This window comes from Streptomyces sp. NBC_01003 (assembly GCF_045162695.1).
Lineage (GTDB): Bacteria > Actinomycetota > Actinomycetes > Streptomycetales > Streptomycetaceae > Streptomyces.
Genome location: NZ_CP108707.1, coordinates 7643767 through 7666898, shown reverse-complemented (window position 1 = coordinate 7666898; position 23132 = coordinate 7643767). Strand labels below are relative to the sequence as shown.

17 protein-coding genes are annotated in these 23132 nt (G+C 69.4%); 6 read left to right on the top strand and 11 right to left on the bottom strand.

Translation table 11 applies throughout. The features are described 5' to 3' along the window. Nucleotides 1-2 precede the first annotated feature (2 nt). The 11 genes from OG698_RS34965 to OG698_RS34915 form a co-directional block, all read right to left on the bottom strand. The gene (locus tag OG698_RS34965; protein ID WP_406107768.1) at nt 3-1007 is read right to left on the bottom strand and encodes an ADP-ribosylglycohydrolase family protein; all 1005 of its coding nucleotides are present in this window, start codon (nt 1005-1007) and stop codon (nt 3-5) included. Next, nucleotides 1004-1735: an NUDIX domain-containing protein gene (locus OG698_RS34960; protein WP_406111477.1), complete on the bottom strand. Its 732-nt coding sequence runs from the start codon at nt 1733-1735 to the stop codon at nt 1004-1006. Before OG698_RS34960 ends, OG698_RS34965 begins: the two co-directional genes overlap by 4 nt. Nucleotides 1736-1840: 105 nt before the next feature. Then, entirely contained in the window at nt 1841-3061 is a 1221-nt protein-coding gene (locus OG698_RS34955; RefSeq protein WP_406107766.1) for a pseudouridine synthase, read from the bottom strand. A gap of 12 nt (nt 3062-3073) precedes the next feature. Further along, nucleotides 3074-3727, bottom strand: coding sequence for an SMC-Scp complex subunit ScpB (gene scpB / locus OG698_RS34950; protein ID WP_398377150.1), 654 nt, complete (start codon nt 3725-3727; stop codon nt 3074-3076). After that, nucleotides 3724-4824 (bottom strand): segregation and condensation protein A, encoded by a 1101-nt coding sequence (locus OG698_RS34945; RefSeq protein WP_406107764.1) that lies wholly within the window; start codon nt 4822-4824, stop codon nt 3724-3726. The genes scpB and OG698_RS34945 overlap by 4 nt, the downstream gene beginning before the upstream one ends. A 16-nt stretch (nt 4825-4840) precedes the next feature. Beyond that, complete coding sequence (locus OG698_RS34940) at nt 4841-5392, bottom strand: hypothetical protein (RefSeq protein ID WP_326776466.1); 552 nt, start codon at nt 5390-5392, stop codon at nt 4841-4843. Then, nucleotides 5377-6546, bottom strand: coding sequence for a ParA family protein (locus tag OG698_RS34935; RefSeq protein WP_100599009.1), 1170 nt, complete (start codon nt 6544-6546; stop codon nt 5377-5379). Before OG698_RS34935 ends, OG698_RS34940 begins: the two co-directional genes overlap by 16 nt. Nucleotides 6547-6892: 346 nt before the next feature. Further along, nucleotides 6893-8008, bottom strand: a complete 1116-nt coding sequence (gene ald / locus OG698_RS34930; protein WP_116502891.1) for an alanine dehydrogenase — start codon at nt 8006-8008, stop codon at nt 6893-6895. A 144-nt stretch (nt 8009-8152) separates the two neighbouring features. Further along, nucleotides 8153-10192 (bottom strand): tetratricopeptide repeat protein, encoded by a 2040-nt coding sequence (locus OG698_RS34925; protein WP_406107763.1) that lies wholly within the window; start codon nt 10190-10192, stop codon nt 8153-8155. 182 nt (nt 10193-10374) lie between these two features. Further along, nucleotides 10375-11004 carry an NUDIX hydrolase gene (locus tag OG698_RS34920; RefSeq protein WP_329574718.1) on the bottom strand — a complete coding sequence of 210 codons (630 nt, stop codon included), beginning with the start codon at nt 11002-11004 and terminating at the stop codon, nt 10375-10377. A gap of 95 nt (nt 11005-11099) precedes the next feature. Then, nucleotides 11100-12773 (bottom strand): CTP synthase, encoded by a 1674-nt coding sequence (locus OG698_RS34915; RefSeq protein ID WP_406107761.1) that lies wholly within the window; start codon nt 12771-12773, stop codon nt 11100-11102. Between the two features lie 456 nt (nt 12774-13229). Between OG698_RS34915 and OG698_RS34910 the strand changes: the two genes are divergently transcribed. The 6 genes from OG698_RS34910 to istB all read left to right on the top strand — a co-directional run bounded on the left by OG698_RS34910 (nt 13230) and on the right by istB (nt 23124). Beyond that, the gene (locus OG698_RS34910) at nt 13230-15038 is read left to right on the top strand and encodes a glycoside hydrolase family 15 protein (protein WP_399984143.1); all 1809 of its coding nucleotides are present in this window, start codon (nt 13230-13232) and stop codon (nt 15036-15038) included. 216 nt (nt 15039-15254) lie between these two features. After that, a complete protein-coding gene (locus OG698_RS34905) occupies nt 15255-15986 on the top strand; it encodes a TnsA-like heteromeric transposase endonuclease subunit (protein ID WP_406107760.1) in 732 nt (243 codons plus the stop codon). Then, entirely contained in the window at nt 15953-19252 is a 3300-nt protein-coding gene (locus tag OG698_RS34900) for an AAA family ATPase (protein ID WP_406107758.1), read from the top strand. The genes OG698_RS34905 and OG698_RS34900 overlap by 34 nt, the downstream gene beginning before the upstream one ends. After that, entirely contained in the window at nt 19249-20619 is a 1371-nt protein-coding gene (locus tag OG698_RS34895) for a TniQ family protein (RefSeq protein ID WP_406107756.1), read from the top strand. The genes OG698_RS34900 and OG698_RS34895 overlap by 4 nt, the downstream gene beginning before the upstream one ends. Before the next feature lie 78 nt (nt 20620-20697). Further along, on the top strand, nt 20698-22317 hold the full coding sequence (gene istA / locus OG698_RS34890; protein ID WP_406111475.1) for an IS21 family transposase: 1620 nt from the start codon (nt 20698-20700) through the stop codon (nt 22315-22317). A 12-nt stretch (nt 22318-22329) separates the two neighbouring features. Beyond that, nucleotides 22330-23124 carry an IS21-like element helper ATPase IstB gene (istB, locus tag OG698_RS34885; protein ID WP_406107755.1) on the top strand — a complete coding sequence of 265 codons (795 nt, stop codon included), beginning with the start codon at nt 22330-22332 and terminating at the stop codon, nt 23122-23124. The last annotated feature ends 8 nt before the right edge of the window (nt 23125-23132 follow it).

The following is a 23132-nucleotide window of genomic DNA, read 5'->3' as shown; positions in this document are numbered from 1 at the left end:
GATCAAGCGTCCCAGAGCGCGCCGAGCGACAGCAGGTCGCTCCGGTACTCGATCCGTTCCGACCAGTCCGCCGGCCACACCTCGTCGCCCAGGTACGCCCCGGCGAAAGCCCCCGTGAGGCAGGCGATCGAGTCCGAGTCGCCCGAGGTGCAGGCGGCGCGGCGCAGGGCGGTGACGGGTTCGTCGACGAAGAGCAGGAAGCAGAGCAGGCCCGTGGCGAGCGCCTCCTCGGCGATCCAGCCCGCCCCGGTGGCCAGGCACGGGTCGGTCTCGGGCGACGGCGAGGCCAGCGCCTCCTGGAGCCGTTCGAGAGCGGCCAGGCAGTCGTCCCAGCCGCGCGCGATGAAGTGCTCCGGGCTCGGGTCGACGGCGTGCGCCCACAGGTCGCCGAGCCAGGGCTCGTGGTACTTCTGCCGGTTCTCGTACGCGTACGAGCGCAGCATCCCGACGAGACCGGCCGGCTCCGCGCCCTGCGCCAGGAGGTGGACGGCATGCGCGGTGAGGTCGGAGGCGGCGAGGGCCGTGGGGTGGCCGTGGGTGAGTGCGGACTGCAACTGGGCGACGCCCGCGCGCTGTTCGCCGCTGAGGCCGGGGACCAGGCCGACCGGCGCGACGCGCATGTTGGCGCCGCAGCCCTTGGACCCGATGCGGCTGGCCTCCCGCCAGGGCTTGCCGCGCGTGAGGAGATCGCAGGCCTGGAGGCAGGTGTTGCCGGGGGCGCGGTTGTTCTCCGGTGACTGGTACCAGTCGATGAACTCCTCGCGCACGGGCCGCGTCATGCGCAGGGGCTCCAGCACGCCGCGGTCCATCGCGGTGCGCAGACCGCGCCCGAGGGCGAGCGTCATCTGCGTGTCGTCGGTGACGATCGCGGGCTCGGCCAGGGCCATCTGCCGCCAGGGCCCGAACTTTGCGAGGATCGACGGCACGTCGTTGAACTCGGTCGGGAACCCGAGCGCGTCCCCCAGAGCGAGCCCTACGAGGGAGCCGGTCGCCGCACGCTTCTTCATGAAGGTGGTCCTTCCACGGGGGGCCTGAGCAGGGGCGGGTGCAGGGCGGTGGCGGGCCCGGCCTTGTAGAGCGCGGCGGGTTTCCCGCGGCCGCCGGTGAGCCGGGCGGCGCCGTGCACCGGTTCGACGAAGCCTGGGGTGGCGAGGACCTTGCGCCGGAAGTTGGCGGGGTCGAGGCCGGCGCCCCACACCGCTTCGTAGACCCCCCGCAGCTCGCCGAGGGTGAACTCGGGTGGGCAGAAGGCCGTGGCCAGGCAGGTGTTCTCGATGCCGGCGCCGACGCGGTCGTGCGCGTCGGCGAGGATCCGGTCGTGGTCGAAGGCGAGCGGGCCGTACGCGCCCGTGCCGTACGGCAGCCAGTCCGCGCGGGCGGCGTCACCGCCCCCGCGCACCTCGGGCGGGTCGGGCACGAGGGCCGCGAACGCGACGGAGACGACCCGCATGCGGGGGTCGCGGTCCGGGTCGCTGTAGGTGCGCAGCTGTTCCAGGTGCAGTCCGGTGACGTCGGACAGGCCGGTCTCCTCGGCCAGTTCGCGCGCCGCCGCCGTCTCCGCGGACTCGTCGGGCAGGACGAAACCGCCGGGCAGCGCCAGGTGTCCCGCGTACGGGTCCTGTCCCCGCTCGACGAGCAGCACTCTCAGCGCGCCGTCCCGGATCGTGAATACGGCCAGATCGACGGTGACGGCGAAGGGCTCGAAGGCGTACTTGTAATAGCCCCGCACGCACACCACCCCCCTCTCTTTATGGTCCTAACGACTATAAAGAGAGGGGGGTGGCACACACAAGAGCCAGGCACCGCAGGAGCGGCGGGCTCGGGCGCTTCAAGAGACCACTCAGAGGTCGACGTCCTGCATCAGCATGCCGACCTCGGTGTTGGACAGGCGCCGCAGCCAGCCCGACTTCTGGTCGCCCAGCGCGATCGGCCCGAAGGACACCCGCACCAGCTTGTCGACCGGGAACCCGGCCTCCGCGAGCATGCGCCGCACGATGTGCTTGCGGCCCTCGTGCAGGGTGACCTCGACGAGGTAGTTCTTGCCGGTCTGCTCGACGACGCGGAAGTGGTCCGCCTTCGCGTACCCGTCCTCCAGCTGGATGCCGTCCTTGAGCTGCTTGCCCAGGTCGCGCGGGATCGGGCCCACGATGTGCGCGAGGTAGGTCTTCTTCACGCCGTACTTGGGGTGCGTGAGGCGGTGGGCCAGCTCTCCGTGGTTGGTGAGCAGAATGATGCCCTCGGTCTCGGTGTCGAGCCGCCCGACGTGGAACAGCCGCGTCTCGCGGTTGTTCGTGTAGTCGCCCAGGCACTGGCGGCCGTCGGGGTCCTCCATGGTGGAGACGACACCGGCCGGCTTGTTCAGCGCGAAGAACTGGTACGACTGCGTGGCCACGGTCAGGCCGTCGACCTTGATCTCGTCCTTCTCGGGGTCGACGCGCAGACCCTGCTCGAGCACGATCTGGCCGTTGACCTCGACCCTGGCCTGCTCGACGAGCTCCTCGCAGGCGCGCCGGGAGCCGTAACCGGCCCGCGCGAGCACCTTCTGGAGCCGCTCGCCCTCCTGCTCGGCACCCGGGAAGGTCTTGGGGGTCTTGACGGTGGGCTTGCCCGCGTAACGGTCGCGGTTGCGCTCCTCCTGCCGGACGTCGTACTCCCGAGAGGTCGACGGGGCGCCGCGACCGCTGCCGCGGGCACCGGTGCCCTGAGAGGTACGGGGGCCGCCCTTGGCGCCGCCGCGCGCTGCCGCGCCCCGGCCCTTCCTCGGCCCGGCGCCGCCGCTGTCGCCGGGGCTCACGTCGTAGCGACGCTCCTCGGGACGCGGCTTGCTCGGCCGGCCCTGCTTGTCGTCACGGTCGTTGCCGGCACCCCGGTAGTTCCCGCGACCGCCGCCGGCGCTGCCGCCGCGAGCACCGCCGCCACCACCGCTGCCGCCGCGGCCACCGCCGCCCGTGCTGCCGCCGCGACCGCCACCGCCGCCACTGCTGCCGCGGCCGCCGCTGTTGCCACCACGGCTCCCGCCGTTGTTTCCGCTGCTGTTCCTGCCGCTGCTGCTGCTTCGCATCAAAAGTTCCGTCTAGTCGTCTGCGTCCTCGTAACCCGGCGCATCGGGTGCGTCCGGGTCGAACGACGGGACCCCTTCCTGCGTCTCGGCCTCGATCGCGTCCGCCTCCGGAAGGAAGGGCGCGAGTTCCGGGAGCTCGTCCAGGCCGCGCAGGCCCATCCGCTCCAGAAAGTAGTTCGTCGTCCTGTACAGGATCGCACTTGTTTCGGGTTCCGCGCCCGCCTCCTCCACGAGGCCCCTCTGGAGGAGGGTCCGCATCACGCCGTCACAGTTCACTCCGCGCACCGCGGAGACCCGCGAGCGGCTGACCGGCTGGCGGTACGCGACGACCGCGAGCGTCTCCAAAGCCGCCTGGGTGAGCCGGGCCTGCTGCCCGTCGAGCACGAAACGCTCCACGGCCGCCGCGTACTGCGGCCGGGTGTAGAACCGCCAGCCGCCCGCCACGAGCCTCAGCTCGAAGCCGCGGCCCTGAACCGTGTACTCGTCCGCCAGCGCCCGCAGAGCGTCCGCCACGGCCCTTCGGGGCCGGTCCAGGATCTTCGCGAGGTGCTCCTCGGTCGCCGGCTCGTCGACGACCATCAGTACGGCCTCCAGGGCCGGCCTGAGATCCAGCTCGGCGACCCGGTCGGCCCCGGCGACGACTTCCTGCCCGCTCATGCCCGTCATGCCTGCTTCTCCTCCGCCCCGCCCCGCTCGGCCTTCGTCTCTGCACCGTCTTTGCCGGCCGTCTCGGGAGGCCTGTCGAACTCGTCCGTGACGGTCGGCTCCCCCTCGCTCTCCCCTCCGGTCCAGCGCACGAGAAGCTCCCCCAGGGCCTCCTCCTGCTCCAGGCTCACGGCCTTCTCCCGGTACAGCTCGAGGAGCGCCAGGAAGCGGGCCACGACGGTCAGGGTGTCGTCGGCGTCCTCCACCAGCACCCGGAAACTCGCCTCGCCCAGCTCCCGCAGCCGCGCCACGACGAGCCCGGCCTGTTCGCGCACGCTGACCAGCGGGGCGTGGATGTGGTCGACGTACACCTGGGGCTTCGGCCTGGGCTGCATGGCCTTCACCGCGAGCCGGGCGAATCCTTCCGCCCCGATGCTGATGACGACTTCCGGCAGCAGCTCGGCGTGGTGCGGCTCCAGACCGACGGTCCGCGGATAGCGCCGCGCCTCCTCGTCGAGCCGCTCGCTGAAGATGTCGGCGATCTTCTTGTACGCGCGGTACTGGAGCAGCCGGGCGAACAGGAGGTCACGCGCTTCCAGGAGTGCGAGGTCGGCCTCGTCCTCGACCTCGGCGGTCGGCAGCAGCCGGGCGGCCTTGAGATCGAGGAGCGTGGCGGCGACGACGAGGAACTCGGTGGTCTGGTCGAGATCCCACTCGGACCCCATGGCGCGGATGTGCACCATGAACTCGTCGGTCACTTTGGACAGGGCGACCTCGGTGACGTCCAGCTTGTGCTTGGAGATCAGCTGGAGGAGCAGATCGAAGGGCCCCTCGAAGTTCGCCAGCCGTACCTTGAACCGCCCGTCATCGGGCACAGGCTGCTCAAGTTCCGGTTCCGCGTCGGAGCCCGCGGCCTCCTGAATCCCCAGATCCGGGCCGGGACCCGCAAGCTCCTGAACTTCCGGCTCCGGGTCGGCATCCGGCTCAGGAACGAGCTCTGGCTCGGGACCGATCTCCGGCTCCGGCGACGGCAGCCGCGTCGTCCCCGGCCCCCGGCCCAGCGCGCGTCGCCGCGCGCCCCGGCCGGGCGTGGAGGAGTCGTCGTCGTTCGCGGACATCAGGCGGACGTTACCGCTACCGCCCGCGCAGTCGGCGTACGAGAATGCTCGCGTCTCCGCGCGATTCGAGGTCGGCCAGCACGACGGCGACCGCTTCGCGGACGATGCGGCCGCGGTCCACGGCGAGCCCGTGCTCCCCGCGGAGCACGAGGCGCGCGTGCTCGAGGTCCATCAGCTCCTCGGCGGAGACATACACCGTGATCTTCTCGTCGTGGCGCTCACGCCCGCTGGGCCGCCGGTTGGCGGCCGCCCGGGAGCGCTTGCGCGACGACCCCGCGGAGGCAGAACCTTCCTGCCCCTGCGGCGGACGGCGCCCCGCAGGCTTGTCGCCCTCGGTGGCACGGCTGCGGGACTCGCCCGACTCGTCGTCCGCCGCCGCGTGTTCGGCGCTCTCACCGCCCTCGCCGCGCTGCTTCTCCTCGGCGGCGACGGCGTCGCTCTCACCCGCCGGCGCGGGCACCCGCGCCTCGCCGTTGACCGGCCGCCTCGGGGAGGACGCCTGGAGCCCCATCCCTCCGGTCGTACGGAACAGTTCGTCGGCCCCCGGCAGACTCACTCGGCGTGACACCGGGCGAGCACCTCCCTGGCGAGCTGGCGATAGGCGGCCGCGCCGACCGAGTTGGAGGCGTACGTCGTGATCGGCTCACCGGCGACCGTGGTCTCCGGGAAGCGCACGGTCCGGCCGATCACGGTGTGGTAGACGTGATCGTCGAACGCCTCGACCACACGCGCGAGCACCTCACGGCTGTGCACCGTGCGGGAGTCGTACATCGTGGCGAGGATGCCGTCGAGCTCCAGGTCGGGGTTGAGCCGCTCCTGGACCTTCTCGATGGTCTCCGTGAGCAGCGCGACACCGCGCAGCGCGAAGAACTCGCATTCGAGCGGCACGATCACCTTGTGAGCCGCCGTCAGGGCGTTCACGGTGAGCAGGCCGAGCGAGGGCTGACAGTCGATCACGATGTAGTCGTAGTCGGCCATCAGCGGCTTCAACGCCCGCTGGAGCGTGGACTCGCGCGCGACCTCGCTCACCAACTGCACTTCGGCGGCGGACAGGTCGATGTTGCTCGGCAGCAGGTCCATGTTCGGGACCGCGGTCTTCAGGAGGACCTCGTCCGCGGCCATGCCCCGCTCCATGAGCAGGTTGTAGACCGTCAGGTCGAGTTCCATCGGGTTCACGCCGAGACCGACCGAGAGCGCGCCCTGCGGGTCGAAGTCGACGAGCAGGACCCGGCGTCCGTACTCCGCGAGCGCGGCACCCAGGTTGATGGTCGACGTGGTCTTGCCGACGCCGCCCTTCTGGTTGCACATCGCGATGATCTTCGCGGGGCCGTGGTCGGTCAGCGGGCCTGGGATCGGGAAGTACGGGAGCGGGCGCCCGGTCGGGCCGACACGCTCGCGGCGCTGACGGGCAGCGTCGGGCGCGAGCGTGGCCGCGTACTCGGGGTCCGGCTCGTACTCGGCGTCGGGGTCGTAGAAGTGCCCCTCGGGCAGTTCGTCGTAGTCGGCGAAGTGGGTGCGTTCGCCACTTCGGTCGCCGGCCATGGCGTTCACGTGATGGCCATCCATGCTCTGGGGTGCTGTCTGCGTCTGCAGGGGGCTGCTCTGACGGGCGGCAAAGGTACGGACCGCGACGGAGCCGACAGCCTCGAGCCCCGCGGGACCTTGCTCCCTCGCAACCGTTCCTGGTTGACCACCCCCGGGAGTAAATGTCGACTCATTCACAAGTCGTCTTACCTCCTTGGTGACCAGGAAACTTCTAGATAGGTCAGCGTGGCACCATGCCGACGGTTGGCGACTCTATGGCGTGTCACCGGTCCGCAGCAACACAATCCGCCGTACCCGGCCCGATGTGTCGGCAACGGAACACCCTTGTGTCAAGGGTGCACGGCGTCGGTTCGAAGCGTTTCGCGGGTGCGCGAATCGGTTAAAGGGTTACGTTCGAGGCGAGTTGACCAAGTCCGCATTGATGCGTAAGTGATACGCATACGGCCGGACCCCTCACAAGGTCCGGCCGCAGGCGTGAGATTGACGACTTCCGTTGACGAAAGTGGTCGATGAGTCGTCGGCGTCAGCCGAGCAGGGACTCCAGCTCGGTGTACTCGAGGCCGTGGGACTCGGCGACCTCGCGGTAAACGACCTTGCCGTCATGGGTGTTGAGGCCCAGGGCGAGCGCCGGGTCGCGGCGCAGGGCCTCGACCCAGCCGCGGTTCGCGAGCTCGACGATGTACGGCAGCGTGGCGTTCGTCAGCGCGTACGTCGACGTGTTGGGCACGGCGCCGGGCATGTTGGCGACGCAGTAGAAGACCGAGTTGTGGACCGGGAAGGTCGGCTCGGCGTGCGTCGTCGGGTGCGAGTCCTCGAAGCAGCCGCCCTGGTCGATCGCGATGTCGACAAGGACACTTCCCGGCTTCATGCGGGAGACGAGCTCGTTGGTGACCAGCTTCGGGGCCTTGGCACCCGGGATGAGGACGGCACCGATGACGAGGTCGGCCTCGAGGCACGCCTTCTCGAGCTCGAAGGCGTTGGAGACGACGGTCTGGATCTTCGTACCGAAGATCTTGTCGGCTTCCTTGAGCTTGTTGATGTCGCGGTCGAGCAGGGTCACGTGGAAGCCCATGCCGATGGCGATCTGCGCGGCGTTCCAGCCGGAGACGCCGCCGCCGATGACGACGGCCCTGGCGGCGAGCACGCCCGGGACACCGCCCGGCAGGACACCGCGGCCGCCGTTGGCGGCCATCAGGTGGTAGGCGCCGACCTGCGGGGCCAGGCGGCCCGCGACCTCGGACATCGGGGCGAGCAGCGGGAGCGCGCGGTTCGGGGTCTCGACCGTCTCGTACGCGATGGCGGTGGTGCCGGACTCGAGGAGCGCGTCCGTGCACTCCTTGGAGGCGGCGAGGTGCAGGTAGGTGAAGAGCGTCTGGTCCTTGCGGAGGCGGTGGTACTCCTCCGCGATCGGCTCCTTGACCTTCAGGAGCAGGTCAGCGGTGGCCCAGACCTCGTCGGCGGTGCCGAGGATCTGCGCACCGGCCGAGACGTACTCGTCGTCCGTGATCGAGGAGCCGACACCGGCGTTCTGCTCGACGAAGACCTGGTGGCCGTTGCGCACGAGCTCGTGCACACCGGCGGGGGTGATGGCCACCCGGAACTCGTTGTTCTTGACCTCGCGGGGGATGCCGACCTTCATCGTCGATCACGGTCCTTGGCTCAGGGATTTCTCGGGCAATGCACTACATACCAGCGCGTCAGGGGGCGCACCGGGAGACACCACGGAAGTACGCGGCGGAGCCAGTCTAATGAAGGATTTCTAGCTGTCTAGCCTTTCAAAGCATCAATCTTCTTCGGATGCACTGCGGATTTCGTAGGTGTCAGCGCCCTGTTCTGGGGTCTTTCCTTCGATCGGCAGCTCCTCTCCCAGCATGCGCTCGGCCGCACCACGGTGCAGTTTGGCGGCCGCGGGGTCGCCGAGCCGGTCGAGCGTGTCGGCCAGGCGGAGCTGCAGCGCGGCCTGCAGTCGCACGTCCTTGGCCTGGCGCGCCCACTCGACCGCTTCATGACAGGTGCGCAGCGACTCCTCGGGCCGGCCCGCGTACTCCTGGACACGCGCCATCTCGCTCAACGCCCGCGCCTGAGCTGCGACATCACCCTCCTTGCGGTACCCGGCGGCGGCCGAGCGCCAGCTGCGCAGCGCGTCGCCGTAGCGGCCCGCGTACGTGTTCACCGTGCCGATGCGTCCGTGCAGCCGCGCGGCGTCGGCGCGCTCGCCGCGGGTGAGCCGCTGGGCGAGGGCGCGCCCGTACCAGTCGGCGGCCCGGTGCCAGTCCCCCAGCTCCTGGTACGTGCCGCCTACGGATTCCATCGCGCGGCCGGTCGCGTACGGGTCCCTGGCTTCGCGTCCGGCGTCCAGAGCGGCCCGGTAGCGGGTGAGCGCCTCCTGGGTGCGGCCGGTCCGCGCGTCGAGGTCGGCGAGGTTCAGGAGGGCCGCGGCCTTCTCGCGGGGCAGCTTCCTGCGCTCGGCGACGTCGAGGACGAGGCGGTGGATGCCGTAGAGGTCGGGGGCGGCGGCTTCGGTGCCGACGTGGGCGGCCAGGGCCCGCGTCAGGGCCGCCATCAGGCGCCTGGCCAGGGTGTCGAGCTCCCCGTCGGCGACGGCGAGGCGGGCGGCGGCCAGGAGCGCGGGCCGCCGGACCCGCAGCCACTCGGCGCCCGCAGCGGGGTTCGGGAAGCGCAGGGCGCGGGGCAGCCCCGCGAGCTTCTTGCGGGCGGGCGAGCCTTCCGGTTCGGTGATCGCGCGGCAGGACTGGAGCAGGCGCACCGTGCGCTCCAGCATCCGGGCGCGGGCGAGCTGCACCTCGCCGGGCCGGTCGTGGGCCTCGGTCAGGCCCCGCAGCAGCGGCATCAGGCAGCCGGGCACCTCGTACTGCGGCTGCTCGGAGTCGATCCGCCCGACCAGGCCCAGCACGGTGAAGTCGTCGAGGGTGGTCTGGGCGGCGGAGACCGAGCAGCCGGCCAGCGCGGACGCGGTGTGCGGGTCGACATGGCCCTCGGGAGCGAGGGACAGGTAGCGCAGTATCCGGGCGGCGGGCACCGGCAGGGACGCGTAGGAATGCTGGAAGACGCGGGCGAGCGCGGGCCCGTCGTCGGCCTGGGCGTGCAGCTGCTTGGCCAGGTCCGCCACGGCCTCCTTGGGACGTACGGCGAGCCAGCCGCCCGCCAGCATCAGCGCCGCGGGCTGGGACCCGCACTCCTCGACGAGGGACTCCGCGGAGCGCGGGTCGACGGTGATGCGGACCGATCCGGTGTGCCGGCCGAGCAGCTCGAGGGCGGATTTCGTGTCGAGGCCGCCGAGCGTGCAGGGCCGCACGTCGGAGATCCCGGTCAGCGGCCCCTCGGACACGGCGACGACCAGACAGTCGGGGGTTTCCGGCAGCAGCGGGTCGACCTGTTCGGCGTCCGCCGCGTCGTCGAGGAACAGCACGGCCCGTCGTACGGAGAGTCCTTCGCGCAGCCGCTCGGCGAGGTCGTCCTCGCCCTCGCCGGGGGGCGCCGGGAGGTCGAGGCTGTCGAGGAGTTCGCGCGCGGTGCGTTCGGTGGGGACGCGGGTGCCGTCCGGGGCGGTGAGGCGGGTACGCAGGATGCCGTCCGGGTAGCCGGCGGCGACCTGGCTCAGGAGTTCCTCGGCGAGCGCGGTGCGACCGGATCCGGGACGGCCGGCGATGAGCAGCACGCGCGCGCGTGGCGCTTTGCGTCCGGCGATCGTGTCGAGTCCGGCGCGCTCGATGTCGGCGCGCAGTTCCTTCAACTCACGGCTGCGGCCCAGGAACTGACTGCTCTTCAGTCCGTCCTTCGGTTCGACCGCCTGATCCGTCACGGGCCACGCTCCGTCCACCTGTGCCGAACCCGCCGGGGGTTCGGGCGGGACGCTTTGAGAGCCTAGTTCAGGCGGAACGGCGTTCCCTGGCGGGCGGCGCGGGGATGTCCCTCAATCGGATCAGCGGATGGTGTGACCAGAGGGGCCGACAGGAATCGGCCCCTCCGGTGCACAGCCCGCGCCTACGCCTCGAACGGACGGGCGGGCCAGGGAGCCTCGGCCGGCCGCAGCGACTCCAGGCCGCCACCGGCCTGCGCGGCGGTCAGCGCGAGCGCCCCCACCACCAGGCAGTTGTTGTGCAGCTCGCCGGCCAGCACGCCGCGTACGAGCTCCTCCAGGGGGACGCGGGCCAGCTCCATGTCGGCCTCCTCGTCCTCCACCTCGAAGCGCTCGCCCTCCGCCTCGGACAGGTCGCGGGCCAGGAAGACGCGGACGGCCTCGGAGCAGCCGCCGGGGGTCGTGTAGACGTCGGTGAGGACGCGCCAGTCCTCGGCCTTGACGTGCGCCTCCTCGTAGAGCTCGCGCTGGGCCGCGTGCAGCGGGTTCTCGCCGGGGATGTCGAGCAGTCCGGCCGGGATCTCCCAGAGCTTGTGCCGCACGGGGTGGCGGTACTGCTTGAGGATCAGGACGCGGCCGTGGTCGTCGAGGGCGAGGACGGCTACGGAGCCTGGGTGGACCTGGTAGTCGCGGCGGACGACCGAGCCGTCGGGCATGACCACGTCGTCGGTGCGCACAGAGGTCTTGTTCCCGACGAAGGGGGTCGCGGTCGCCCGGACCTCCCACTCCTCGGCGGTGTCCTTGATCGTCGTCATGTCGACACGTCCTCCTACGCACGTAAACAGAAACCGGGGCACGCACCCCAAAAGGCACGTACCCCGGCAACCGTACAACCCTTGTCCTACATGGCTTACTTGGCCTTCTTGCCGTTCGCCGCGCCGCCGGTCTTGCGCTCGACGGCCGCCTTCACGAGGCCCGCGAAGAGCGGGTGCGGGCGGGTCGGGCGGGAGCGGAGCTCGGGGTGCGCCTGGGTCGCGACCAGGTAAGGGTGCACCTCGCGCGGGTACTCCACGTACTCGACGAGCTTGCCGTCCGGCGACGTGCCGGAGAACTGCAGACCGGCGTTCTTCTCCAGCTCGGCGCGGTAGGAGTTGTTCACCTCGTAGCGGTGACGGTGGCGCTCCTCGACGTACTCCTTGCCGTCGTACACCTCGCGCGCGATGGAGCCCTCGGCGAGCTTCGCCGGGTACATGCCCAGGCGCATGGTGCCGCCCATGTCGCCCTCACCGGCGACGATGTCGAGCTGCTCGGCCATCGTGGAGATGACCGGGTGGGCGGTGGCGGCGTCGAACTCGGTGGAGTTCGCGTCGGGGATGTCGGCCAGGTTCCGAGCGGCCTCGATCACGATGCACTGCAGGCCGAGGCAGAGGCCGAGCAGCGGGATCTTGTTCTCGCGGGCGTACTGGATCGCGCCGACCTTGCCGGACACACCGCGGTCGCCGAAGCCGCCGGGGATGCAGATCGCGTCCACGTCGCCGAGCTGCTTCTTGGCGCCGGCCGCGGTCTTGCAGTCGTCGGACGCGACCCACTTGATCTTGACGCGGGCCTTGTTGGCGAAGCCGCCGGCGCGCAGCGCCTCGGTCACCGACAGGTAGGCGTCGGGCAGGTCGATGTACTTGCCCACGAGCGCCATGACGATCTCGTGGTCGGGGTTGTGGACGCGGTCGAGCAGGTCGTCCCAGGTCGTCCAGTCCACGTCACGGAACGGCAGGTCCAGCTTGCGCACGACATAGGCGTCCAGGCCCTCGGTGTGCAGGACCTTCGGGATGTCGTAGATCGACGGGGCGTCGATGGCCGCGACGACGGCCGCCTCGTCGACATCGCACATCAGGGAGATCTTGCGCTTGATCGCGATGGGCACCTCGCGGTCGGCGCGCAGGACGATCGCGTCCGGCTGGATACCGATGTTGCGCAGTGCGGCGACCGAGTGCTGGGTCGGCTTGGTCTTCAGCTCGCCGGAGGGGCCGATGTAGGGCAGCAGCGAGATGTGCACGACGAAGACGTTGTCGCGGCCGACCTCGTGGCGGACCTGACGGACGGTCTCCAGGAACGGCAGGGACTCGATGTCACCGACCGTGCCGCCGACCTCCGTGATGACGACGTCGACGTCGTCCGTGGCCATGCGGCGGATGCGGTGCTTGATCTCGTTCGTGATGTGCGGGATGACCTGGACGGTGTCGCCGAGGTACTCGCCGCGCCGCTCCTTGGCGATCACCTGCGAGTAGACCTGGCCGGTGGTGACGTTGGCCGTGCCGTCCAGATCCACGTCGAGGAAGCGCTCGTAGTGGCCGATGTCCAGGTCCGTCTCGGCGCCGTCGTTGGTGACGAACACCTCACCGTGCTGGAAGGGGTTCATCGTGCCGGGGTCGACGTTCAGGTACGGGTCGAGCTTCTGCATCGTGACCCGCAGACCACGCGCCTTGAGGAGCGCACCCAGGCTGGAGGCCGTCAGCCCCTTGCCGAGGGAGGAAGCGACACCCCCGGTGACGAAGATGTGCTTGGTCGTCGTGGATTTGGGCGTCATGGCCAAGAGGGGGCTCCCGTGGTCGCGGTCTGGAATGCGTACCGGCTTGCCTGGTCCGGAGATTTCCGGGGGTGCCGTCGCTGCGGTTCGGGGGCTTCGACTGCTTGCAGAAGCGCACCGGTCCACGGGCTACCAGGGTAACAGCGAGTGGGCGAGGCCGCTTCCGGCCACGCTCCGCACATGCCTCACCACAGCATCACAGAAGCCTCACCCACCGCTCACTCTTTCGGCCCACCTTGGTTGCCGGGACGGGCGCGCGGATCACTGCGCTGCGTCGTATCCTGCTCGGACACTCGCTGCCGAGCCAGGCCGGCAAACGGCACTACCCCCGCCCGTTACTCCCGGAACAAGAGCTCGTCAGTTCGTTTTTACGACGACGCACCAACACGAACCCTTGACCGCAGAGACCGCAGAGCGATCGCCCTTCCGGGGGCGTACGTGGCCGTTCGACTGGAGATGCACGTGGCCGGGCGCATCGAGGACTACGCACTCATCGGAGACATGCAGACCGCTGCCCTGGTCTGCCGGGACGGAACAGTCGACTGGCTGTGCCTCCCACGCTTCGACTCGCATGCCATTTTCGCCGGCCTGCTCGGCACGGAGGAACACGGCTTCTGGCGGCTGGGACCGGCGCACGCCGCGGAGGCCGAACCGCCGACCGCGGCGCGCCGGACGTACCGCGGCGATTCACTGATCCTCGAATCCGAGTGGGACACCCCCCGCGGGACGGTCCGAGTGACCGATTTCATGCCGCCGCGTGACGGCGCACCGCAGCTGATCCGGATCGTGGAGGGCATCAGCGGCCGCGTCCCGATGCGCTCGGCGCTGCGCATGCGTTTCTCGTACGGGCGGATCGTGCCGTGGGTGCACAAGGTCGACGGCCGCACGGTCGCTGTCGCGGGCCCCGACTCCGTGTGGCTCGACTCGTCCACGGAGACGTACGGCAAGAACCTGACGACGTACTCGGACTTCACGGTGGCGCCGGGTGACCGGATCGCGTTCACCCTCTCGTGGCAACCCTCGCACCAGAAGCCTCCGGCCCTCCCCGACCCCGAGGGGTCACTTGAGGCGACGGAGGAGTTCTGGGGCGAGTGGGTCGAGCACTGTACGTACCACGGGCCCTACCGCGAGGCTGTGGTCCGTTCGCTGATCACGCTGAAGGCACTGACGTACGCGCCGACCGGCGGCATCGTCGCCGCGCCGACGACATCGCTGCCGGAGGAGATCGGCGGTGTCCGCAACTGGGACTACCGCTACACCTGGCTGCGCGACGCGGCGATCACCCTCTCGTCCATGCTGCGCACCGGCTACCGCGAAGAGGCCCGCGCCTGGCGCGACTGGCTGCTGCGCGCGGTCGCGGGCGACCCCGAGAACCTGCAGATCATGTACGGGATCGCGGGCGAGCGCGAGCTGGGCGAGGCGGAGCTCGACTGGCTGCCCGGCTACGAGAACTCGGCGCCGGTGCGGGTCGGCAACGGCGCGGCGCACCAGCTCCAGCTGGACGTCTACGGCGAGGTCACCGAGGCGCTGCACCTGGCGCACATGACGGGCCTGACCCGCAACGACTACGCGTCCCTGCTCCAGCTCAAGCTGATCCGCTACCTGGAGAAGCACTGGGACGAGCCGGACGAGGGTATCTGGGAGGTCCGCGGGCCGCGCCGGCACTTCGTTCACTCGAAGGTGATGGCGTGGGTCGCCGTGGACCGCACGATCAAGCTGATCGAGTCGGGTGACGCGGACGGGCCGCTGGAGAAGTGGCGCGGGCTGCGCGACGACATCCACCGGGACGTGTGCGAGCGGGGCTACGACAAGGAACGCAACACGTTCACCCAGTCGTACGGCTCGAAGGAGCTGGACGCCTCGCTGCTCCTGATCCCGCAGATGGGCTTCCTGCCGCCCGACGACAAGCGCGTCATCGGCACGATCGAGGCGATCCAGCGGGAGCTCTCGACGCCGGACGGCTTCATCCTGCGGTACCCGACGACGGGCGAAGACGCGGGCGTCGACGGCCTGGAGGGCGACGAGGGCGCGTTCCTCGCCTGCTCGTTCTGGATGGCCGACGACCTGGCGATGATCGGCCGCGTGGACGAGGCCCGCACGCTCTTCGAGAAGCTCCTGTCGCTCCGCAACGACCTGGGGCTGCTCGCCGAGGAGTGGGACTCACGTCTGCAGCGCCAGGTCGGCAACTTCCCGCAGGCGTTCAGCCACGTGCCGCTGATCGACACGGCCCTGCGGCTGACGGCCTCGGGGGCGTACGGCGGCTAGCCCGGTGTAGGTTCCCGTTTCCCGTGTCGTATTCCGTGCGGCGATGTCGTCGCCATGTCGGATACGACACGGCAGCGGGATTAATGCCTCCAGCGTCGGTAGTTCCACCCTTTGTGTATCGGATCGCCCCGGTCGTCATCAATGCGAACGACCGGGGCATGCCAGCAGCGTCGGCGGTGATCAAGCCGCCCTGAAGGAGCGTGGCTTGGGGGTCCGATGAGCAGGGCGAGTCTGGCCGGGCCAGTGCAGCTGAGCGTGCGGCGAGCTGACCAGGGTCTGGAGGAGGATCTGGAGTGGGCGTCCGTCTCACTCGATCTCCTGCGGAACGCGCAGCCGTGGCGAACGTTCCGCTGGCACAGGGGCCAGAAGCACTACTCCGGGACGTACTGGTCGGCGACGGTAGGCGACCACGTGATCTACGAGTCGCGGCTGGAGCTGGGGCGGCTGCTGTTCGCGGACTTCGATCCTGAGGTCCGGCACATCGTCGCTCAGCCGTTCCTGATCAAGGCCGAGGTGCAGGGCAAGCTACGGCGGCACATCCCGGACTATCTGCTGCTCACGGACGGCGGCCCGGTAGTCGTGGATGTCAAACCGCGGCATCGGCTGGAGCGGCCGCAGATCGCCTTCACCTTCGCGTGGACGAAGCAGGCCGTCGAGTCCCGTGGGTGGCAGTACGAGGTCTGGAGCGAGCCGGACCCCTGTGAACTGGAGAACGTCCGCGTTCTGGCCGGCTATCGCCGGAGCTGGCTCTTCGCCCCTGTCCTCCTGGACGGCCTGCGCAGTACGGAGCTCGATGGAAGGACGCTGGGAGATGCCTTCCGGCTCCTGCCCGAACGTCCTCGGCCGCTGGTGAAGTCGGCGGTGCTGCATCTGCTGTGGTCGGGGCACGTATCGACGGATCTGGACCGGCCGCTGTGCGCTGGGGCCGTGCTGAAGCGGGCGGCGTGAGCGGGGCCGGCACGCGGCTGGGCGTCGGGACGCGCTTGCGGCTCGACGGCGAGACGGTCGAGGTCGTGGAGTTCGTGAGCCTGGCCACCGGGATGGAGGTCATCCTCAAGGACGCACGTCACCGACTAGTGAGGATGTCGGTGCGCGAGCTGCTGGCCTCGCAACGTGCGCAGATGATCCCCACCGTGCCGGGGCCGGCCGCCGATGACGGGGAGCTGGCTGCTGTGGTGCTGACCCGGCTGTCCAAGGAGGAGAGGAAGGATGTCCTGGAGCGCGCTGAGCACGTCCGGGAGATGCTGACGGGCTACCGTTCCGGCGCCGAGGGGCTGGCACGGCAGGGCGAGCCCCGGCCTGAATACGCTCCCGGCCGATCGATGGGACAGCGGTATACGGCCAAGGCGTCCGAGCTCGGTGTGACCAAGCGAACGGTGGAGCGCTGGGCACAGGCCTTCCTCGCGAACGGCGAGGCCGGGCTCGTCCCGAAAAGGGGAAAGGCGGAGTGCGGGCTGGCCAACGCCGATCCGCGCTGGGTGGAGGCGGCCGAGGAGGTGCTGGGCGAGTACGCGGAGGAGTCCCGTCCCTCAGTGAAGCTGGTGCTGGAGCGGGTGCAGGCCCGTTTGGAGGTGCGTTTCGGGCCGGGAGCGGTGCCACTGCCCAAGCGGACGGCGGGTTACCGGTGGATGCAGGAGCTTGAGCGGCGTCGGCCAACCTTCCGGCTGAGTACCAAGCGGAACCGGGAGATCGCCGATCGTCCCGACGGTGTCTACGGGAAACTGCGGCCGACCCGGCCGGGCGAGTACGTGCTGATGGACACCACTCGGTTGGACGTCTTCGCTCTGGATCCGGCCACGCTGCGGTGGGTGCAGGCGGAGCTGACCGTCGCGATGGACTGGTACACCCGCTGCATCACTGGCATTCGGGTCACTCCGGTGTCGACGAAGGCGGTGGATGCGGCAGCCGTCCTGTTCCAGACCTACCGGCCCCGGCCGATCCCGCCAACCTGGCCCAAGGAGGCGGCGTGGCCCGACCACGGCATCCCCCGGGGTGTGCTCGTGGATGCCGAGGCGGTTCACGGCCCGATCACGGGGGCTACCGGTCCGGCTCTGGTGCCGGAGACGCTTGTGGTGGACCACGGCAAGATCTATCTCTCTGAGCATCTGACCAGCGTCTGCCGCCGGTTGGGGATCTCTTTGCAGCCGGCCCGGCTGCGGACAGGCCGGGACAAGGGCCCGATCGAGAGATTCTTCAGGGCGCTGCGGGAGGACCTGCTCCAGGTGCTGCCCGGCTACAAGGGACCCGACATCCACTCGCGCGGGCTCAACCCGGAGAAGGACGCGTTCTTCCTCCTAAACGAACTTGAGGCGATCGTCCGCGAGTGGACCGCCATGGTCTATCACCGGCGGCCGCACAGTGGGCTGGTCGACCCGCACCTGCCGAAGCTGGAATTGTCACCGACGGCGATGTTCGAGCACGGGCTCGCGCGGGCCGGCTACATCGAGGTCCCGCGCGATCCGGACCTTGCCTACGAGTTCCTGCAAGTCACCATGCGGACCGTCCAGCACTACGGCGTCGAGATCGACGGCCGCCGATACAACGGGGAGGGTCTTGACGGCCTGCGGGACATGGCCGGCTCCGGCATCGAGCTGTCCAAGCGGCGCCATGCCTTCTGCGCGGATCCGGACGACATCAGCCGCATCTACTTCCGCGACGTGAAACACACGTGGCGCACGCTGCGCTGGGAGCACGCACCGAGTCTCCAGATGCCGCTGAGCGAAGAAGCCTTGCAGTTCGCCCGGCGCCTGGCGGCGAGGAAGTACACCTACCCCAACGACCGACTCGCCGTCGCGCTGCTGCTGGAACGGTGGAATCTCGGGCTCGGCGACTCCCTCGTCGAACGGCGGATGGCGCTTCGGCTCTCCCGGGAGCAGAACGCCCTTGGACTGCCCTCTGAGCGGCCCGCTCCGGTCAGTGACCTGCCGTCGGTCGCCCACGTTCTGTCCCTGCCTGAGCAGCCCGCGGCGCCCGCTGTCGAGCCTGCCGCAGAGACTGAAGCGGGGGATGTCGACGCTGACGGCCTGGAGGAACTGGGCGAGGAACTGGACTTCTATGCCACGGCCCTGAAGGACGTCGACGACGATGACCGTTCCCGCACTGCCGCCGACCCGGATGACCTTCGTTCCCGGCTCGATCACCTCACGCTGTCCCGCAAGGAGGGTTTCCAGCGGCTGGCGGACGCCCCGCCACGGCCGCAGCCCGACCGGCTCACCCGCCGCCGGATCAAGCTGCTGGGTGAGGCGGCCTTGGAGGAGTACAACCGCGGCCGGCGCAAGTGGCACGCCAATCTCGGTCCGCTGCGGACCCCGCAGATGGACGCCCTGCACGAGGACCTGTGGGACATCTTCGACAGCAACGACCAGGACGGCGACAAGGCCAAGGGCAGCATCGCCCTGGACGCCTTCCCCGGGCTGGGCAAGACGACGGCCGTTCTCGCCTTCGCCCGAAAGCTCCACCGCCGCGTCATCCTGGAAGAAGGCCAGCTCACCCACGCCGGGCACGAACGGTGGCCGGTCTGCCGGGTCGGCCTGACCGCCAACACCGGAATGCGCGACTTCAACCGGGCGATCCTGGAGTACTACGGGCACCCAGGCAGATTCCGCGGCACCGCCGCGGAGTTCGGCTACCGCGCCCTGGACTGCGTCCTGTCGGCCGAGACGAAGCTCTTGATCGTTGATGATCTGCACTTTCTTCGCTGGAGAAACAAATCCGGCATCGAAGTGAGCAACCACTTCAAGTACATCGCTAACGAGTTCCCCGTCACCTTGCTGATGATCGGGGTCGGGCTGGAGGCCAAGGGGCTGTTCAGCGAGGGCGGCAGCTACACCAACGCAGTCCTGGCCCAGACCGGGCGCCGCACCACCCCCCTTGATCTGGCTCCCTTCACGATCGATTCCGAACAAGGCCGCACCGACTGGCGCAACACTCTGCTCGCGATCGAGGAACGCGTCGTTCTGGCGGAGAAGTACCCCGGCATGCTCGCGGACGATCTGTCCGACTACATGTTCGCCCGCAGCACCGGACATATCGGCTCACTCATGACACTGGTCAACCGCGGTTGTCAGAGAGCCGTACGCACCGGCGCCGAGCGCCTGGACAAGGCACTGCTGGACCAGGTCAAGAACGACGCCGCCGCCGAGAAAGCCCGCGAGGAGCTTCAGCAAGCCCTCGACTCAGGCCGCCTGGCCAGCCGGCCGAAGAAGGCGGCATGAACGAACTGCGGACCCTGACGATCCGCGTGACACCGCTGCCGGGCGAGAGCATGGACAGCTGGCTGGAAGCACTCGCCCGTCGCTGCTGGATGCCGTTGCCCGCGCTGTTGTCCACCCTCCAGCTGCCGCCGCCCGAACGCATCCACCAGCTCGTCACGGGCCTGCCCGAACAGCGTCTGCGGGCCCTGGAGGAATGCCTCCGGCTCCCCACGGGCCGACTCGACCAGACCATCGCTCAGGCAGACCTCTTCGGCCGTCGCGCACCGCGCTGCCGCTTCTGCCCGCAATGCCTGGAGGAGACGCAGGGACGCTGGATGCTGCGCTGGTGGCTGCCCTGGACGTTTGCCTGCACCCGGCACCGAGCCCTGCTTCACCCGATCTGCCCCCGCTGCAAATACCCTCCACGCCAGACGATTCCGAGTGAAGTCCACCAGCAACGCCCCGGCCAGTGCCTGAACAAGCCCACACGCCGAAGAGGCAGGTGTGGCACCGACCTGAGCACCGCCCGACCGTTGCCGCTTGCGCCGCAGCATCCTCTCCTCAGCACTCAGGAGCAGCTCGACCTCATCCCCGTCCATGGACACGACGTCCCCGAATCCGTGTTCGCGAACGTGGACCGGCTGCTCGCCAAGCCGACGACCCAACTTGCGCCAGTTGACCTCGCCACCCTGGACGCTACCTCACGCAGAGCCTGGGAACAGGCACTCAGCGAGGTCACCGACCCCACCACGCAGTTCGGCAGATGGCGCCTGCGGGAACGCGCCCATGCCCTCCTTACACCCGAGTTCCTGCACCGGGAGCACGAGGAGCGCAGGAGGTCTTTGCGGGAGCTGGCCGAGAGTCTCGGTCTGCCACAACGCATCGTGGTCCAGCGGGCCAAGGATCTCGGCATCAAGATCCATCCCGGAGGTACCCGCCCTCACCATTTCGATGACGACTGGCTGCGTGATCAATATGTGGTCCAGCTACGCAGCGTTCGGGACATCGGCCGCGCAGCCGGCACGTGTGACGGGCCCGTCCAGCGTCGTCTCGCCGAGCTCGGTATCGCCATCCGCCCCGTCGGCGCCCACAGCCGACGAGACATGCTCGCGAAGCTCGACGACTCGGTGCCCCGCGACATCCGGGCAGCGGTGGAAGGCACTCTGCACGGCTGGCTGCGCCTGCACCGCTTCCAGATCCACATGGCCTTGCCGACCCTGTCGGCCACCGCGGACTATCTCAACGTGGAGCGCGGCGCGCTGAGTATGCAGTTCAGCCGGTTGGAGCGCGCCGTCGGCGCGGAACTGTTCCGCCGGGTGGCTTTGTTAGTGAGTTACGAGAGCGCCTGTAGCTCAGGGGCGAGAGCACTCCCTTCCACGGGAGAGTGATGTCGCCGAGTTTTGAGAGCACCTGGATGCTTGCTTCGGGACCATGGTTGTGCTCTGCACGACGAGGGGGCCGGGGTGCTGCCGAAGTCCAAGGTCGATCTGTACGCGGCGATCCGCCGTGATGCGCGTCAGGGCCTGTCGAACCGTGCCCTCCAGCGGAAGTACGGCGTCGGGTTCCTGACCGTGCAGAAGGCGTTGTCGTCGGCCTGGCCGGAGCCGCGCAAGAAGCTGCCGCCGCGGGCGACCCGGCTGGATCCTTTTAAGCCGTTGATCGACGAGATGCTGCGGGCGGACCTGGACGCGCCGCGCAAGCAGCGCCACACGGTGAAGCGGATCTTCGAGCGGCTGCTGGATGAGCACGGTGCGGACGAGATCTCTTACCAGATGGTCCGCGGGTACGTGGCCACGCGCCGTGAGGAGATCCGGGTCCAGGTCGGTCGGGGTGTGGTGGAGGCGTTCGTCCCGCAGACCCACAAGCCCGGGGCAGAGGCGGAAGTCGACTTCGGGGACGTGACGGTGCGGTTGGCCGGCGAGGTGGTGACCTGCTACCTGTTCGCGTTCCGCCTGTCCTACTCGGGCAAGGCGGTGCACCGCATCTTCGCGTCGGCCGGACAGGAGGCGTTCTTCGAGGGCCACGTCCACGCTCTCAACGTGCTGGGTGGAGTGCCGACCGGGAAGGTCCGCTACGACAACCTTAGAGCCGCAGTTGCCCGGGTTCTGGGCTTCTCGCGGCAGCGGGTGGAGGCCGAACGCTGGACCGCGTTCCGCTCGCACTACGGCCTGGAAGCTCTCTACTGCCAGCCCGGAATCCGCGGTGCCCACGAAAAGGGCGGGGTCGAGGGCCAGATTGGCTGGTTCCGCAGAAACCACCTCGTCCCCGTCCCGGAAGTCGACACCCTCGCCGAGCTCAACGCCATGATCGAGCGGTGGGACGAGGCGGACAACGCCCGGAGGATCCGCTCACGGCCCCGCACGATCGGCGAGTACTTCGCCTCCGAACAGCCGCTGCTGGCACCGCTGCCGGAGGAACCGTTCGAGACGGGCCGGCTCTTCACATTGCGGGTTGACCGCTATAGCCAGATCAGCGTCCGGACCAACCGCTATTCGGTACCGGTGCGGCTGATCGGCCGGAGTGTCCGAGCGATGCTGCATGCGTCTGAACTGGTCGTTTACGACGGCCGCGAGGAGGTTGCCCGGCACGAGCGGCTGATCGCCAAGGGCGGCACCCGGCTTGAGCTGGACCACTACCTGGAGGCCCTCGTGCGCAAGCCCGGCGCCCTGCCGGGCGCGACGGCGCTCGACCAGGCTCGCTCCGCGGGCAGGTTCACCCCGGTCCACGACGCCTGGTGGGCGGCGGCCGTCAAGGCCCACGGCGAACGGGATGGCACCCGCGCGCTCATCGAAGTCCTCCTTCTTGGCCGGCACCTGCCTCACGAGCACTTGGTCACGGGCCTTGCTGCAGCCTTGAACACGGGCGCGCTGACCGCGGACGCCGTCGCGCTTGAGGCCCGCAAGGCTGCGGAAGAGGACAGCAACACCCCTGCGGAGCACGTGCCGCCGACGGCCGACCGGTCGAAGGTCACCTCCTTGACCTCACGCCGGTTGGCGCACCTGCCTCCCGACAAGCGTCCGCTTCCCTCGGTCGCCCACTACGACCAGCTGCTGCGACTGCGTCGGCCGGACCGCCCCACATCCTGAAGGAGAACGACTGTGACCATTCCCCGCCAGCGAGGACTCACTGAGCAGGCTGCCACCGCGGCGGTCGACCAGGCATGCCGGATGCTGCGGCTGCCGACCATCCGGTCCCAGTTCCCAGAACTCGCCGAGACCGCCGGTCGAGAGCAGATGTCCTACCTCGGCTTCCTCTCCGAGCTGCTGCTGGCCGAGTGCGACGACCGGGCCCGGCGCCGCTCCGAGCGCCGGATCAAGGCCGCCGGGTTTCCCCGTGACAAGTCGCTTCGCAAGTTCGACTTCGATGCCAATCCGAACATTGACGCCGCCTTGATCCACACCCTCGCCAAGTGTGAATGGATCAAGAAGAGCCTGCCGCTCTGCCTCATCGGCGACTCCGGCACCGGCAAGTCCCACCTGCTGATCGCCCTCGGCACCGAAGCAGCGATGGCCGGCTACCGGGTCAAGTACGTGCTGGCCACAAAGCTCGTCAACGAGCTCGTCGAAGCCGCAGACGAGAAGCAGCTGACCAAGACGATCGCCCGCTACGGCCGCGTTGATCTTTTGTGCATCGACGAGCTCGGCTACATGGAGCTCGACCGCCGCGGCGCCGAACTCCTCTTCCAGGTTCTGACCGAGCGGGAGGAAAAGAACAGCGTGGCGATCGCCTCGAATGAGTCCTTCTCTGGCTGGACCAAGACCTTCACCGATCCCCGGCTCTGCGCGGCCATCGTCGACCGCCTCACCTTCGGCGGCAACATCATCGAGACCGGCACCGACTCCTACCGTCTTGCCAAGACTCGAGCGCGGGCTGAACAACAGGCGGCCGGCTGATTCGACGG